The following is a 14,780-nucleotide window of genomic DNA, read 5'->3' as shown; positions in this document are numbered from 1 at the left end:
GGCCGGCCGGATGCACGCGCACCAGGCCGGCCCTTACCGCATAGACGCCCAACAGGGCAATAGGACGAATCAGATGACGACTTTCAAAAAATACTTCGCTGCCATGCTGCTGGCCGCGAGCACCCAGGCGTTTGCCATTCCGACGCTGTCGGTGAACGCCGTACCGGCGCCGGTGGTGTCGGGCGGCAAGCTTGATTTGGCTGTGACGATTTCGGATATTACCGACCTGTATGGCTACCAGTTCACGCTCAGCTTCGATACGGCTTTGCTCAAGGCGAACAGTTTCAAGGAGGGTGCGTTTTTGAGCACGGCCGGCGCCACGTTCAGCGACGGTGGCACGCTCGACAACGCGACCGGCAAGATTTCGTTCGTGTTCAACACGCTGGTCGGGGCGGGGCCCGGGGCTTCCGGTAGCGGCGAGCTGGGGCTCTTCAGTTTCGATACCTTTGGTAATGGCAATGCGGCGCTGACGTTTTCCGACGTGCTGTTCCTCGATGCCAACCTGAACGAGATTGCCGTCGTGGCCGATGGCAGTTCGGTGCAGGTGGTGCCGGAGCCGGAAAGTTTCCTGTTGGTGGGTATCGGCTTGCTGGCGGCGGGCGTTGCGCGTCGGCGCCAGCAGGCCGCGCGCGGCTGATTGATCCGACCGGCGCCGCCGGGCGGCGATGCCTGCAAAATTGACGCCGCCTGCCGCGCGGTGTCAGGTCTGACATTCGCCGCGCGGTGTCCGCCGCGCGGTGTCAGGTCTGACATTCAGACACGACCCGGGCCGTCAACCCAGTTGGTGCCAGGTCTGACATTCAGACACGAACCCTACCGTAAAGGCGTACAAAACGCCCACGCTTGCTCAGTTCGTGTCCGAATGTCAGACCTGGCACCGGGGTGACACCGGGGTGGGGTCAGAACTTGTAGCTGGCGCGCGCGTATACGAAGCGGCCCGAGCGGCCGAAGGGGGCGCGGTTGGCGTACGGTACCGCCGCCGTGGTGTTGAGCGAGGCCGGCAGCGGGTCGGAATACGCGTCGAACAAGTTGTCCGCGCCCAGCGCCAACGTGGCGCCGCCGGCCAGCGTGTAGCGCGCTTCGAGGTTGACCACGGTCTTGGGCGTGAGCCAGAAATCGGTCGCTTGCGTGCTGCCCGCCGACAGTACCTTGCCGTAGCGCGTGGCGTTGAAGGTCGCGCCCCATTGCGCCAGCTTCCAGCGCGCGCTGGCGCTGATCTTGTTCTTCGGCTGGCCTTCTTCGATACCCAGCACGTTGGCGCGCCCGAACAGCGATGGCGCCGGATTGAGCGCCGCAAGCTGCGCCGTGACCGGCACGCGCGTCACTTCGGTGGTGTTGAAGTTGCCCGCCAGGGTCAGGTCAATCACCCCCGCCGTGCTGCGCAGCGGCCAGTTCGCCACCACATCGACGCCGGTCGTGGTGGAATCGACGCCGTTGATGAAGAAGCGGCTGCCGCCCACGCCCGCATAGCCGCTGGCGGCAAGGAACTGGCGCACATTGGCTTGGGTCAGGTTTTCACTGAGCACGATGCGGTCGCGGATCTTGATGCGGTAGGCGTCGACCGTCAGGCTGACCGCGCCGATGCGTGCCACCGCGCCGAGCGCGACGTTGGCCGATTTTTCGGCCTCCAGCGGTTTGGCGCCGAGCGCGACGGCCACCGGATCGTTGGGCCGGAAGGTGGCGATGTTGAACGCCGCGCCGTCGATGAAGGTCATCGCGGTCGAGGTGTAGAACTGTTGCTGCGGCGATGGCGCGCGGAAGCCATTCTGCAGCGAGCCGCGCAGGCCGAACGATGGCGTGAAGTCGTAGCGCGTGGCCAGTTTGCCGGTGACGTTGCTGCCGAAGTCGGAGTAGCGCTCGGCGCGCACCGCCAGCGAGGTCAGCAACTCCGGCGTCAGCTTGGTTTCCAGGTCCAGGAAGGCGCCGATCGAATGGCGCCCGCTGTCGATGGCGTTGGCCGGCGTGTAGCCGGGGAACACTTGCGAGCCGGCCGCGCTCGGACGGCCGTCGGGAAGAAGCACGCCGCCGTAGCGGTAGGAGTCCGCTTCGCCGGCCCACAGTTCGTAGTTTTCGCGGCGCGCTTCGGCGCCCACGGCCACGTTCAGCGGCGCCGGCAGGATGGCCACGCTGAGCGGTTTCACGGCCGAAAAATTCAGGGTCAGCTGGTCGTAGGCGAAGCCGCCGGCGTCGAACTCGGTCTTGCTGGTCGCGCCGAGCGAGCGGTTGAGCGAATTGTCGACCGTGAACGCCATCTTGTTGCGGCCGAAACCGAGCGAGGCGTCGAAGTCCCAGCCCTGCGCGCTCCAGGCCAGTCCGCCGGTGGCGCTGACATCGTCCACCGTCGGGGCGATGACCGGCAGGTAGCCGTCCGGATAGACCGTGACGATGTTTTCGTCTTGCAGCGGACGGCGGAAGAAGCCGGCGGCGCTCGCGTCGCGCTTCTGGTAGCTGGCCGAACCGTACACTGTGGCATTGCCCGTCAGCGCAATCGCGGCATTGGCGAACAAGGTCGTTTGCGTCAGTTCCGGCTCGCCGCCCCAGGTGTTGTAGCGCTGGATGGTTTGCTCGCGCGGGTCGAATTTGCCGTTGATGAGCGGATACTGCTGGCGCACGTCGTAGGCGCTGCGCTCGGTATGCGATTGTTTTTTGTATTCCGCCGCCACGGTCAGGAAGCCGTCCTCGCCCAAGGTAAAGCCTTTCCAGCCGCTGACGGTGGTGGTCTGGCCGTCGGTGCGCTTGCGCTTGTTCGGCACGTCGAGCGCGAGCCCGGCCGGTACGGTGCCGGTGTTGTAGTCGTATTCGGTGATGCGCGCGCCAGTGCTGGCGGAAAATTCACCACCGCTGCGGTTTTCGCGCAGGCGCAAGTTGATGACGCCGGCAATCGCGTCCGAGCCGTACTGGGCGGCGGCGCCGTCGCGCAGCACTTCCACCGTCTGGATGATGCCGGCCGGGATGGTGTTCAGGTCGGCCGAGGCGGAACCGCGTCCCACCGTGCCGTTGACATTGACCAGCGCCGACGCATGGCGGCGCTTGGAATTGACCAGCACCAGCGCCTGGTCCGGCGCCAGCCCGCGCAGGGTGACCGGGCGCACGGTATCGGTGCCGTCGGTCAAGCCCGGGCGCGGGAAGTTCAGGGCGGGCAGGGCGGCCGACAGCGCCTGGCTGACTTCGGTCACGCCATTGTTGTTGATCAGGTCGGCCGACACCACGTCGACCGCCGAGGCCGTATCGAGCACGGAACGGTTCGACACGCGCGTGCCGGTCACCACCACGGCCGGCGGCGCGGCCTCGGCGCTGGCGCCGGCATCGCTGCTCTGAGCCATGGCCGGGACCGACAGCGACGCGATCGACATGGCCAGGATGCTGAGGCGCAAAGCCTTGGGTGCGCGGGCAATACCGTGTTGCTTCATTCCATTTACTCCTGAGTGTTGGGTGCAGCGGCACTGCGGCCGAGCGGGCAGCCACTATAGAGTCTGCCCGCCGTTAACAGAACGACGCATTTCACATAAGCTTAGAAGCGTGTCATTGCCGCGGCGACTTGCCCAGGCGTTCCAGCAAGGCTTGCCCGACCTGCACGGCGGACGCGGGATTCTGGCCCGTGATCAGTTCGCGGTCGATCACCATGTGGCTGGTCCAGGGCGTGGCATTGCTGCTGTACCGGGCGCCGGCGGTTTGCAGCGCAGTCTGCGGCAACAGCTTCATCGTGCCGCCCTTGAGCGCCGCCTTGGCCAGGCCTTCTTCCTGGTTGCTGATCACGGTCATGCGGTAACCGGCGTAGATCCAGCCCGGCGGCGTGGCCTTGCTGCCTTGTTCCATGCGGGCGATGCTCGTCTCCGGCTTCGGCAAGGCCGACAACAGCGCCGCCGGCCCGTGGCACACCAGCGCGGTCGTCTTGCCGGCCTGATGGAAGTGGCTCAGCAGGCGTCCGAGCGCGGCGCTGCGGATCAGGTCTTGCATCGGCGCATGTCCGCCCGGGATGTACAGCGCGTCGTAGTGCGCATAGCCGATCTGCTCGACCCGCGCCAGGCTGATCACCGGCGAGCGCTGCGGCGAGGTGATGGCGAGCTTCCCGGCCAGGTCCTGGTGCTGCAACATGCTGGCCGCCTCGCCGCCGAAGTACATGGGATCGAGCGAGCTGAGGTCGACCGTGGGCGCCTTGCCCATGGGCGTGGCGAAGGTGACAGCGTGGCCGGCGTCGAGCAGGAGCTTGAGCGGCTGGGCCAGTTCGTTGAGGTAAAAGCCGGTCGGATAGGTCTTGCCATCTTTCAGTTCCAGCTGATCGGCGTCGGACAGCACGACCAGCACGTTGGCGGCGCCGCTGGCGCCTGCCAGGGTGAGCAGCATGGCGGCGAGGAGGGGTTTGAGGTGGTACATGGTCGGGTTTCCTTCGGTAGTTGGCGTAGGGAAGACTATATTCGCGCCTTGAAAGGAGATAAACTACCTGCGGAGTCAATGATTAATTCTTTGGAGGCAAAAATGGCGCGGCGTTACGGTCACCTGGGCGATGTGGAGATTTTCCTGGCGGTGGCCGAGCATGGTTCGCTGACGGCGGCGGCGGTGACCCTGGCCACCACGGCGTCGGTGGTCAGCCGCGCGCTGGGCAGGCTGGAGCAGCGTCTGGGCAGCCAGCTGTTGCGGCGCACCACGCGCAGCCTGAGCATCACCGATGCCGGCCAGTTGTACCTGGAGCAATCGCTGGCCGCGTTCGCGCTGATCGACGAGGCCGAACGCGCCATCCAGGGCCAGGCCGACCAGGTGGCCGGGCGGGTGCGGCTGAGCGTGCCGACCACCTACGGCCATTACCGCCTGCCGACGCTGCTCGACGCTTTTGCGCGCCAATATCCGCTGGTGCGGGTGGAGCTCAACATTGCCAACCGCAATGTGGACCTGGTGGCCGAAGGGTTCGATGTGGCGGTGCGCCTGGGCGAGCTGCCCGACAGCGGCATGGTGGCGCGCAAGCTGGAAGACGCGCCGCTGCGCCTGGTGGCCTCCCCCGCTTACCTGCATCGGGCGGGCACGCCGGCTTCCTTTGACGAGCTGCGGCGGCACGCCTGCATCTGCTTCGTCATGCCCAGCACCGGGCGCGTCTCGCCCTGGCTGCTGCGCGATGCGGGCGCCGATGTGGACTGGTCGCCGCAAGCGCGCTTCACCGTCTCGGACGATGTGCTCGGCGTGGTGTCGCTGGCCGCCCATGGGCTGGGTGTGTGCCAGAGCTACGACTTTATCGTGCGCGAACGGATCGAGCGGGGCGAACTGGTGGAGCTGCTGCCGCAGATGGGCGGGCGCACGCGCGTGTTTTCGGCGATGTATGCCGGGCACCGGCGCCCGTCGGCGGCGGCGCGCGCCCTGATCGGCGCGCTGACGGCCGCGCGTTAGCGGCGGTAGGCCGGCTTTTCCATCGCCACCGGCTGTGGATTGAGCAGCACCCAGGCCACTGACAACTCGGCCAGGCGTGCCGTGTCGCACGATTGACGCTTGGCGGCGCCGACCAGCGCCGCGAATTCCGCCAGCGTGGGCGCCGGCAGCGGCTGTCCGCTTTGCACGTGCCCGAGCAGCGCATCGGCCATGCGCTTGTAGTCGCTGTCCCAGTTGGCGCCGCCGTTGCCGTCGAGTTCGCGTCCGATGCGTCCCGAAATGCGGATCACTTCGCCCTGCACGGTGGCCGCGTAGCCCTTCGGGCGCACCAGCGCATCCCACAGTTCCTGGTGCTGCGACTCCCAGTCGGTCGCTGCGACACTGATCGGACTGCGGCCGTTGTGCATGACGCGGCGCGCCAGCGGCGCCACCTCGAACAGCGCGTACAGCGCGTCGAGCGCAGCGCTGAACGCGTCGACATGCTCCGGGCTGAATACGGCACGGAATTCTTCGAAGCGCGTGCCGATCGACCGCACATGGTCCTTCATCGACCCTGTGGTTCGGGCGCCGGCCGCCAGCAGGGCGCGGGCGATCAGGAGCATCTCGGTCAGGTCCGCGTTCTGGCAGGTCGTGAGCGCCAGTTCCAGCGGCGTCAGGCCGTTGGCATCGACGGCGTCGAGCTTCGCTCCATGCGCGAGCAGCACGCGGGTGCTCTCGGCCCGGTGGCAGCGCACGGCTTCGTGCAGCGGCGTGGCGCCGGACGCGTTGGGGCGGTTGACGTCCGCACCCAATTCCAGCAAGACCTCCATGCGGCCGCGCCAGCTGCACGCGCGCAGGTGCAGCGGCGTGTCGCCGTAAGTGTTGGCCGCATACAGATCGGCTCCCTGCGCAACGAGCCAGCGCGCCAGCGGGTCAGGGCACAGGTCGAAGGCCAGCGCAGGGCGCTTGTCGTAGTCGCCGCGGGCGTCGATCAGGCGCGTGTCGAACACCGCCTTGAGTTCATCGAGATTGCCGTTCTCGAGCATCGCCTCGAAATCTTTCGGCAGCAGTTTTCTTTTGGGCTTGGCCATGCGGTGTCCTTGTACATCTCAACGTGATCGGTTGGCGCATTCTATACCGGCGCGGCAGGCGCAACGCAAGGATGGGATAATGGAAGCTGCCGCCGCCGCTGGCGCGGCGCACCCTCCGGAGATCCTGTCATGCGCATGCTGTCGAAACACTTACCCAGCACCAGGGCCTTGCAGTGCTTCCTGGCGGTGGCGCGGGAACTCAATTTCCGCCGTGCCGCCGAGATGCTGAACATGTCGCAGCCGCCGCTGTCGCGCCAGATCCAGGGCCTGGAAGAGATGCTCAGGGTGCGCCTGATCGAGCGCGACACGCAGCGCGTCAGCCTGACCCCGGCCGGCCTCGCGTTCAAGGAGCAGGCCGCCGCCATCCTGCTGGCGCTCGACGGCGCCGTTGGCGCAGCCAGGGAAAATGCCGATGACGGCAGCGTGCGCATGGGCTTGACCAGCGTGATCAACCACTCCCTCATGCCGGCCCTGCATGCGCTCGTCGCCGATGCCGCCTTCACCGGCGGGCGGGCGCTGGAACGGGCCTGGTCGCGCCAGCTGGTCGAGCGCGTCAGCAGCGGCGCGCTCGATCTGGCGATCGTCGGCGATATCGTCGCGCCCGGGGCCGACCTGGCGATGCAGGCGCTCGGCTGCGAACCGATGATCCTGGCCCTGCCCGCTACGCATGCGGCGGCGGCAAGCGAACAGGTCGAGCTGGCCGACGTCAGCGACTTGCCGCTGTTCTGGTTTGCGCGCGCCGACAATCCAGCCTTTTACGACAAGTGCGAGCGCGCTTTCAGGCGCCTCGGCTACGCGGCCCCGCGCCGGCCGGAACCGAAAGACTTTACGCTGCTGCTGGCCGCGGTGGCGGCGGGCGAGGGCGTGGCGCTGTGCCCGCAATCGATGCGGGCGACATCGCGCCTGGGCGTGGCTTACCGCGCGCTGCCGCCCGCCGTGGCGCGCATGTTGTCGATCGAGGTGCAGGTGGTGGCGCGCGCGCACGAAACGCGGGCGCCGGTGCTGGACAAGATCGCGCGGATCCGCGCCACGCTCGGGCGCTAGTGCTGGTTCCGGGCGGCGGCGCCTGGCTTGGCCTGCTTGCGCCAGAAGGTGGCGCAGCCGGCTTTGTCGGCGATATTGAAGCCGACGATTGTCTTGAGCAGCGCGAAGTCGACGTCGGCGCTCCAGGCAATGCGGATCAACAGTGTGGTGTGCTCGTAACCGGCCTGCCTGATCTGGCTGGCGAAGTGCGCGATGGCGGCCGCTTCGGGGGCGACCGCCAGATGATGCCGGGCCGTGCTGAAACCAATGATGAAGGTGCCGTGATCGCTGAACATGGGCTGGTTCCAGGCAATCCTGCGCTCGAGCGCGGGGAATGTGTCGCCGACCCAGTCGAGTACCGCGCTCGTTCGCGCGCGCTGGGCCGGGTCGTTCATCTTCGCCAGATAGTCCGAAAAAACGCTCATGCTGTCACCTCAGAAATAACGTTGGTCTTGCGCAGGCTGACGATGTTACCTCAGCAAGGAGGCGCAGCAAAACGCTAGCGCCCGAATTGTAGAAAATTGAAGCCAGCGATTTAACATTAATTTAATGGCAATACTGCCGGGTTGCAGCGATAATACTGATTAGTTAATATTTTTGGAGTCAACATGGCAACAGATGTCTACCTGCAACTCGACGGTATCAAGGGCGAATCCACGGATGCCGGCCACAAGGACTGGATCGAAGTATCGCGCGTGACCTGGAGCGTGTACCAACCGGGCGCATCGACGGCCTCGACTTCCGGCGGGCTGACCACCGGCAGGGCGGAACTGTCCGACCTGTCCTTCAAAAAGCTGGCCGACATGGCGTCCCCGATCCTGCAACAGCATTGCGCCATGGGCAAGACCATTGCCAAAGCCTCGTTCCAGTTCATGCGCGCCGATGGCGATGGCAAGCCGGTCAATTACTACACCGTGGATCTGGAAAACGTGATCGTCTCGAGCGTGACGCCCGATAGCGGCGACAGTGGCATCGTGACCGAATACGTGCATCTGGCGTATTCCAAGATGAAATGGAAATACACCCGCCAGGGCATCAAAGGCGGACCAGAAGGCAACTCCGCCGGCGGCTGGGATTGCGCATCGAACCGATGCGCGTAAGGGGAGGTCTGAATGCCTCACCCCGTTGTTTATCGTGGCAACCTGGATGATTTGATCGCGGAATGGAAGCGCCTCGAAACGACCCAGGTTGCAAATGGGCAGTGCGCACGCTTGCCTCAAGAGTATACCGATGTGGGACATACCAGCCGGTGGAAACGCGGGGCCAGGGTGCTCGATACGGCCGACCTGGCTCCCGGCACGGTCATCGCCAACTTCAAACTCGTTGAAAACAGGTGGCGCTATCCCAATCAAAGCGGATGGCACGCTGCGCTCTTTCACAGTTTTGGCGAAGCCGGCAGGGATGCCAAAGGGAAGCCTACCCAGATTAATATGGTTGACCAGTGGGTCAACAAGGCACCGGGCAAACGCAATGTCAGATCGTGGTCGGAAGCGGACCGGCGGCGCGACCCCAGGCTGCGCGATGGAGCGAACGAGGCCTCGGAATTCTACGTGGTGGTGGTCGATTGAAAGCGATTCTGCTTACTGCGATGATCGTGGCCTCGACGGCGCAGGCGGTCGAGGTGAGCTGTCCCGCTGTCTATCCGCCCAAGACGCTCACGCTCTCGCCGGATGCGACCGATCCGGAAGGGCACGGTCTGATGAAACCGGCGCATCTGAGCTATACCTACATTCACGATGGTGAGCTCTACAGCGAGCAGACGCTGGTTCCGCCTGCCCCCATCAAGATGAAAGGTGGATGGAAAACCGAGTTCGGCGTCTTTCCGGAGAAGGACAACTGGCTGGTGTGCGTGTACGGCGGCGAAACATGGGGGGGTGGACGCCTCGAGCGTTGGCAACGGCTCGACAGCAAATTGACCTCGTGCATGCTGCACGTCAAGCAGACCAGGGTGCGGCAGAACCCGTACATCTGGAACGCGTGGGCCGTTTGCAAGTGATCGGTCAAGCATGCAGTGGAATAGTTCGCCATTGTGGTCCAATGCAAGCACTGGTCCTGGCAGCGTTTGTTCTGTCATCCGCCGCGCAGGCGCAGGTCGTCGCATGTCCTGTTTGGCGAATTGGGTAATGTGACCTGGCCAGCCCGGCCATCCGCCGAATGGTGTTTGGCGGCAACGACGTGCGCGGCTGGGGCGGGCAAGGGGCCGCGTCAGCGCGCCCACGCTGGCGGGGACGCGGCAATCTGGCGCCACTGGGCCGCCTTGACCGGATCGGCCGCCACGCCGGTGCCGTGTTCGTACAGCTCGGCCAGGGCCTTCTGCGCCGCCTTGCTGCCATTGAGCGCGGCCTTTTCATACAGGTCCGCCGCCTGGGCCTCGTCGCGCTCCACGCCGTGTCCGGCCTGGTAGGCGCGCGCGAGGGCCAGCTGGCCACCCGCATGCTGTTGCGCCACCGCCTTGCGCACCAGCGCCAATCCTTCCTCGATCGATTCCGGGGTGCGCTCCTGCATCAGCATGCTGCCGTAGGAAGCCTGGCTGTGCGCGTAGCCCCGCGCCGCCGCCTTGCGCAGCCAGTCGCGCGCTGCCGCCCTGTCGCCGGCGCCATCGCGCCGCAGGAGCATGGTCGCCAGGTCATGCTGGCCTTGCGCCGAGCCCAGATCGGCCGCCTTGCGGTACCAGTCCATGGCCAGCGCCTCGTCGGGCTGTCCGGCCAGGCCGATGCGCAGGCCCATGGCCAGCGACAGCTGCGCAGGCATGTAGCCTTGCTCGGCAGCCTTGCGCCACAAGGTCATGGCTTCGCGCGGTTTGCGCTCAAGGCCGCTCGCATTGATGTGGATGAGTCCGAGCTGATGCTGATACGCCGGGTCGCCGCGTTCGGCGCCGGCCACGGCGAGGGCCAGATCGGCTGCCGCCCGTGCCGGGTCGGGGCCGCCGAGCGTCCAGACGTATTGCATTTGCATCCAGGATTGCACCGGCTGGCCGTCTACCCGGGTCGCTGTGAACTTGCAGCGGCCGATGCCGTCACTGGCCGCCTTGTCGAGCAAGGCGAAGCCGCTCGATTTGACGATCTTCGATGCCTTGACCGCGCCGTCGGTGCCGATCAGGAACGACAGCGTCACCGTGCCTTGCTGCTCCTGGCGCAGCGCCTCCGGCGGATACAGCGGCTTGGCGCAGGTGGCGAAATTGGGGCCGGGCTTGACGGGCGTGGCGCTGTGCGGCGCCGGGGCGGCGCTGGGAGGGGCCGCGCCCTGGCTGTCGTCTTGTTGGGCATACGCGCTCGCGCCGAGCATGGCAAGCGATGCCGCCAGGGACGCCAGTGCGCGCGACCGGCGCGGGCGGAAGTGGAGCATGGATGGGGCAGGGGCGGTCATCTGGTCTGAACGATAAAGTTGCAAAAATTCAATTTTACAGGCGGGGGACGCGGGTGTGCAAACAAGCGCCACCGGCTGCGCGGCGTTCGAGCAGCTTGAACCGCAAGGTTTCCGATGTCATCGTGGCGGCACCCGGCTCATCCGAGAATCATCACCCAGAATGCGGCGCCGAGCAACATTGGCACGCCGTTGAGCGCCAGGCTGACCCATTTCAGGCCCGGCTGGGTATCGGGCTCGTCGAACGAGGCCATTGCAAAGTACATGCCGATGCCGCAGCCGATGACCAAGGTCGTGGCCGCGTAGCCGAGGCAATCGAGGCCGAAGGTGCCGCAGCGCAGCCCGAGCGTGTCGGACCCGATCAGCATGAATGCCAGGAACGTGAGCAGCGCAATGGCAATGCCGATCAGGGCCAGTCTGCTGGCGTGGATCAGCATGCTGGTTTACCAGGCATGGTGGCGGCGTTCATGCGCACAAGGCCTGCATATCGCGAATCAGTTCGCTCGCGGCGATCGGATCGAGCGTGGACAGCGCTTCGGCCTTGCCGACCGAGCCCCAGTGGTCGCCGGCGCCGGTGACGAGCTCGCACAGCCGCTGTTCGGCGACGCTGCCGCTGGCGTCGGCATGGATGCCCGGTTCGAGCCACAGTACCGCGATGCGCCCGGGCGCGACGGCCTTGAAGACGCTGGCGATGACGCCGCCGCCTTCCGGCGTGCCGCGCCGCCAGCCTTTGCCGGCCAGGCCGAGCACCCGTCCGGTCGGCACCGCCATGCCGTTCCAGCGCAGCAGGCGCTCGGCGGCTTGTTCAGCGTCGCTCAAGGTGTAGGTGTCGCGCCCGATCTGGGCGAAGGGCTGGGTCAGTTCATAGTCGGCCAGCAGGGCGCCGAAGGCCGCAGCGTCGGCCGGCGCCAGGTCGAGCGCGTGCGGTATGCCGATGAGCGCGCCGGGCGGCAGCGCATACGCGTCGTCGGCGGCGTCGGTCAGGGCGCCGTCGGGGGCCACGCGGAAGCACCCGAGCGGGCGGCCGCCATCGGCCTCCCACGCGCCCCAGACGATGCGTTGCACCAGGTGGCGCAGCAGCGGATGGCCGGCCAGGAAGGTGTGGAACACCTGCGCGCTCCAGCGCCGCCGCGTGCACATCGCCACTTCCAGGCGCTGCACCTGCTGCGCGGCGATGCTGCGGGCGTCCTTTTTCAGGAGCTTGAAGCGGTTTACTGCGGCGTCGGCCAGCGCCGCGTCGTCACGCTTGTTCGGCTTGGGCAGGTCCGGCAGACGCTTGCCGTTGGCGTCGCGCACGCACGGCTTGAGCGCTTCGTCGAAGCCGACCATGAACGCGCGCGCGCCGAAGTCGAGCAGCAGCGTGCCTTGCGCGTCGAGGCCGAGGTCGGGCGCCAGGCGGTCTTCCAGCTCCTCGCCGGTGAAGCCGCGCGCGGCGGCCACCTCGGCGATTTTTTCGCGCGCACGGTCCTGCAGGGCCTTGAACTTGACCTTGCGGGCGATGCCGTTGAGGAGAATCAGCGCGGTGTCGCTGCCGATCCTGGCCAGCACATCGAGGCCGATGACGGCGCGCGCGTGCTGCCCTTCGCCCGGCCAGGCGCGGATCAGCGGGGCCAGTTTGCGCGCGCTGTCGTCGTTGCCGACCAGGCCGAGCGCGCTCACGACCCAGTTCTCGCGCGGTTCGGAGCCGGCCTCGGTCCAGGCGCGGAAGGCGTCCCATGCAAAGGCGGCCAGCGATTCGCCGGTACAGGCCTGGCGCAGCTGGTCCACGCCGGCATACACGCCGTCGGCGTGCGGGAAGCGCAGCATGACGCCGATATGCTCCAGGCTCGCGGCGGGGAGCGGCTGGCCGCTGGCGGCGAGGCACGGCCGGGTCCAGCCCTGCGGCTGCCAGAAGTCGGGCAGCTTTGCGATTTTTGGCGGATGGCGTTCGAGCGGGTCCTGTTCGAGCAGGGCGCGCAAGGCTGCGTCCACCGGTTTTTGCCGGTAGCGCGCGGCCACGGCCATCAGCAGGTCCGCGTGGCCGGCGCCCGCGATCAGCAGCAGGGCGGCGCGCGCCTGGTCGCGCGCGCCGCCGGGTTTGCCCAGCGCCGGCGCGATCAGGGCGCAGGCGGCGTGCTCGGGATGGGCCAGCAGCCAGTCGCGCGCGGCCGTGCGCGGCGCGCCGGGTTTGAGCGTGGCGCAGGCGCGTGCCATGGGAGCGGCCAGTTCCACCGCGCCGATGTAGCTGGCATGCTGGAGATTTTGCGCGGGAGCCGTTTCGCACAAGCCGGTCAGACCGGGCAGGCCGCGCACGCCCAGCGTGGCGACCACATGGCCTGCGTCGAGTATCTCCACGCTTCTCAGCGCATTCCACACCTGTTCGTTCATCGGCTCGGGCAAGCTGGCCAGCGACCAGCTATGAATGCGCCCGCCAGCGCCGTGCGCGGCGTACCACGCTACCATGAAGGCGGCTGTGTCGGCGTTCGTGATCGCCTCTGCGGCCTGGCTGGTGAAAGGCGCCTTGTGGATACCCAGGCATCTGGCCGCCATGACCGGGTCCTTCAGGATGTCGGCCGGGGTGTAGCCGGGCGCCGGTGTGTACAGCATGGCTGCGCGTTCGGCCGCGCTCCAGCGTTCCACCGGCGCCAGTGCGAGCGGAGCGAGTGCCAGCGCGGCTGCCGGTTTTTTGGGGGGCGCCGTCCAGGGAGGGCAGGCCAGCACCGGCGGCAGGTCCGCCATATTGGCGCTGTCGACGCTGGCGCTTGCACCGACAGCGATCTGCGCCAGCACGCGCGCCGCGCGGGGCGATATCCAGGGCGTGAAGCCGGGCAGCGACTGCGCATGCGTTTGCGCCAGCGCGCCGAGCACCGTGCGCGCCGATGCCGGGATGGCACCGTCGTCCGCCAGCAGTTCACTGAGCGCTGCGATGGCGGCCAGCGGCCATCGCTGCGCCGCTTTCGAGAAGCGCACCGCCGCGTCCTTGTTGGCGCCGCTGGCGAGCGCCATGGCGCGCATCGACGCCGGGGTGCCGATGCAAGCCAGCGCGCGTCCGGCCGCCGTGATCGCCGCGCCGTCTTCCAGCAGCGCCACCGCGTCCACGCCGCGTTCGCGCACCGCGCTGGCCACGGCGGCCGGGCTGCGGTGATATTCCTGGCACCATTGGCTGGTGGGAGGCTTCAGGCGGCTCAAGGCCGCCAGGCTGGCCGGCGCGGTCGCGGTCAGGCGCAGCCATGAGGCGGGCCCGTTGTGCGCCAGAATCTCCGGCAGCAGGGCCAGTTGGTCCGACAGCGCCGGTTCGTCCGGCAGCAGCACGCCGAGCAGCGGCCGGCGGCAGGGGTGCAGGGTCGGCAGCGCGCGCCGGATGGTGTCGACGCACTGGGCATAGACGGCGCTGTCGGCGATGGCCAGATGCGCGCGCAGGTGCAGCTCCATCGGGCCGAAGGCGCTGTAGCCAACAGCGAACGGCCGGCCGTCGCCGTCGCAATCGTGCAGATACAGGTCGCCGTTCACGTGATACAGCGAGAATTTTTCCATCGCCAGCAGCGCGTGCAGCGCGTGCGGCAAGCCCTTGTGCGCCACCAGGAAATCGAGATAGGGGGAGCCGTCGGCGCGCTTGAGGTCTTCCTCGAACATGCCCTGCGCGGCCAGCAGGACCGCGTCGGACGCCAGCGAGCCGTCGCGCAGGCTGTTGGCTACCCGTTTGCCCGCTTCGCGGTGGCCGGCCTCGCTGCCGATGAAGTTGCAATTGCGGCGCGCGTGTGCGAGGTACGTGTTCCAGGCGGCGTCGGCATCCCGCGACGGCGGCGCTCCCGGAAATCGGCGCGAGGGCAGCGCGGCGCTGGCCAGGCTCGGGGACAGTTCGATGACCGGGCCGGCAGACAGCCAGGGTGGTACGGGCGCCGATGTGTGCAGCATGCATTCTCCGAGCTTCATGGTTGGAACAGCGTCGATCTTATCGTGCGAATCGAGCGTGTAAGAGCAATTCGGATC

General features: G+C 67.2%; 13 protein-coding genes. 6 read left to right on the top strand and 7 right to left on the bottom strand.

What is annotated here, in order from left to right:
* Positions 1-10 precede the first annotated feature (10 nt).
* Complete coding sequence (locus F2P45_RS12715) at positions 11-637, top strand: cohesin domain-containing protein (RefSeq protein WP_166875321.1); 627 nt, start codon at positions 11-13, stop codon at positions 635-637.
* 262 nt (positions 638-899) lie between these two features.
* Here F2P45_RS12715 and F2P45_RS12710 read toward each other — a convergent pair whose 3' ends face one another.
* Positions 900-3,410: a TonB-dependent receptor plug domain-containing protein gene (locus tag F2P45_RS12710; RefSeq protein WP_166875112.1), complete on the bottom strand. Its 2,511-nt coding sequence runs from the start codon at positions 3,408-3,410 to the stop codon at positions 900-902.
* 112 nt (positions 3,411-3,522) lie between these two features.
* The gene (locus F2P45_RS12705; protein WP_166875108.1) at positions 3,523-4,374 is read right to left on the bottom strand and encodes a type 1 glutamine amidotransferase domain-containing protein; all 852 of its coding nucleotides are present in this window, start codon (positions 4,372-4,374) and stop codon (positions 3,523-3,525) included.
* Positions 4,375-4,476: 102 nt separating this feature from the next.
* On the opposite strand from F2P45_RS12705, the gene F2P45_RS12700 reads away from it, so the two are divergent.
* Positions 4,477-5,376 carry a LysR family transcriptional regulator gene (locus F2P45_RS12700; RefSeq protein ID WP_166875318.1) on the top strand — a complete coding sequence of 300 codons (900 nt, stop codon included), beginning with the start codon at positions 4,477-4,479 and terminating at the stop codon, positions 5,374-5,376.
* Here the strand turns inward: F2P45_RS12700 and F2P45_RS12695 are convergent.
* Positions 5,373-6,425, bottom strand: a complete 1,053-nt coding sequence (locus F2P45_RS12695) for an ankyrin repeat domain-containing protein (RefSeq protein WP_166875105.1) — start codon at positions 6,423-6,425, stop codon at positions 5,373-5,375. The genes F2P45_RS12700 and F2P45_RS12695 overlap by 4 nt on opposite strands.
* A 129-nt stretch (positions 6,426-6,554) precedes the next feature.
* Between F2P45_RS12695 and F2P45_RS12690 the strand changes: the two genes are divergently transcribed.
* Positions 6,555-7,469: a LysR family transcriptional regulator gene (locus tag F2P45_RS12690; protein WP_166875102.1), complete on the top strand. Its 915-nt coding sequence runs from the start codon at positions 6,555-6,557 to the stop codon at positions 7,467-7,469.
* On the opposite strand, the gene F2P45_RS12685 is transcribed toward F2P45_RS12690, so the two are convergent.
* Positions 7,466-7,873, bottom strand: coding sequence for an iron chaperone (locus tag F2P45_RS12685; RefSeq protein ID WP_166875099.1), 408 nt, complete (start codon positions 7,871-7,873; stop codon positions 7,466-7,468). The two genes, F2P45_RS12690 and F2P45_RS12685, sit on opposite strands and share 4 nt — an antisense overlap.
* A 183-nt stretch (positions 7,874-8,056) precedes the next feature.
* On the opposite strand from F2P45_RS12685, the gene F2P45_RS12680 reads away from it, so the two are divergent.
* From F2P45_RS12680 to F2P45_RS12670, 3 genes are read left to right on the top strand one after another with little or no spacing between them, the layout of a single operon-like run.
* Positions 8,057-8,548: an Hcp family type VI secretion system effector gene (locus tag F2P45_RS12680; protein WP_166875096.1), complete on the top strand. Its 492-nt coding sequence runs from the start codon at positions 8,057-8,059 to the stop codon at positions 8,546-8,548.
* A gap of 12 nt (positions 8,549-8,560) precedes the next feature.
* A complete protein-coding gene (locus F2P45_RS12675; protein WP_166875093.1) occupies positions 8,561-9,016 on the top strand; it encodes a BPSL0067 family protein in 456 nt (151 codons plus the stop codon).
* A complete protein-coding gene (locus tag F2P45_RS12670) occupies positions 9,013-9,444 on the top strand; it encodes an STY0301 family protein (protein ID WP_166875090.1) in 432 nt (143 codons plus the stop codon). The genes F2P45_RS12675 and F2P45_RS12670 overlap by 4 nt, the downstream gene beginning before the upstream one ends.
* 209 nt (positions 9,445-9,653) lie before the next feature.
* On the opposite strand, the gene F2P45_RS12665 is transcribed toward F2P45_RS12670, so the two are convergent.
* The 3 genes from F2P45_RS12665 to F2P45_RS12655 all read right to left on the bottom strand — a co-directional run bounded on the left by F2P45_RS12665 (position 9,654) and on the right by F2P45_RS12655 (position 14,705).
* On the bottom strand, positions 9,654-10,793 hold the full coding sequence (locus tag F2P45_RS12665) for a TonB family protein (protein ID WP_229505056.1): 1,140 nt from the start codon (positions 10,791-10,793) through the stop codon (positions 9,654-9,656).
* A 158-nt stretch (positions 10,794-10,951) separates the two neighbouring features.
* Positions 10,952-11,248, bottom strand: coding sequence for a hypothetical protein (locus tag F2P45_RS12660; protein ID WP_166875084.1), 297 nt, complete (start codon positions 11,246-11,248; stop codon positions 10,952-10,954).
* A gap of 28 nt (positions 11,249-11,276) precedes the next feature.
* Positions 11,277-14,705, bottom strand: a complete 3,429-nt coding sequence (locus F2P45_RS12655) for a DUF4132 domain-containing protein (protein WP_166875081.1) — start codon at positions 14,703-14,705, stop codon at positions 11,277-11,279.
* Positions 14,706-14,780: the final 75 nt, after the last annotated feature.

It is taken from the genome of Massilia mucilaginosa (assembly GCF_011682145.1).
GTDB classification, from domain to species: domain Bacteria; phylum Pseudomonadota; class Gammaproteobacteria; order Burkholderiales; family Burkholderiaceae_D; genus Telluria_A; species Telluria_A mucilaginosa.
The sequence above is the reverse complement of the archived record's forward strand: the minus strand, read 5'-3'. Positions and strand labels throughout refer to the sequence as shown.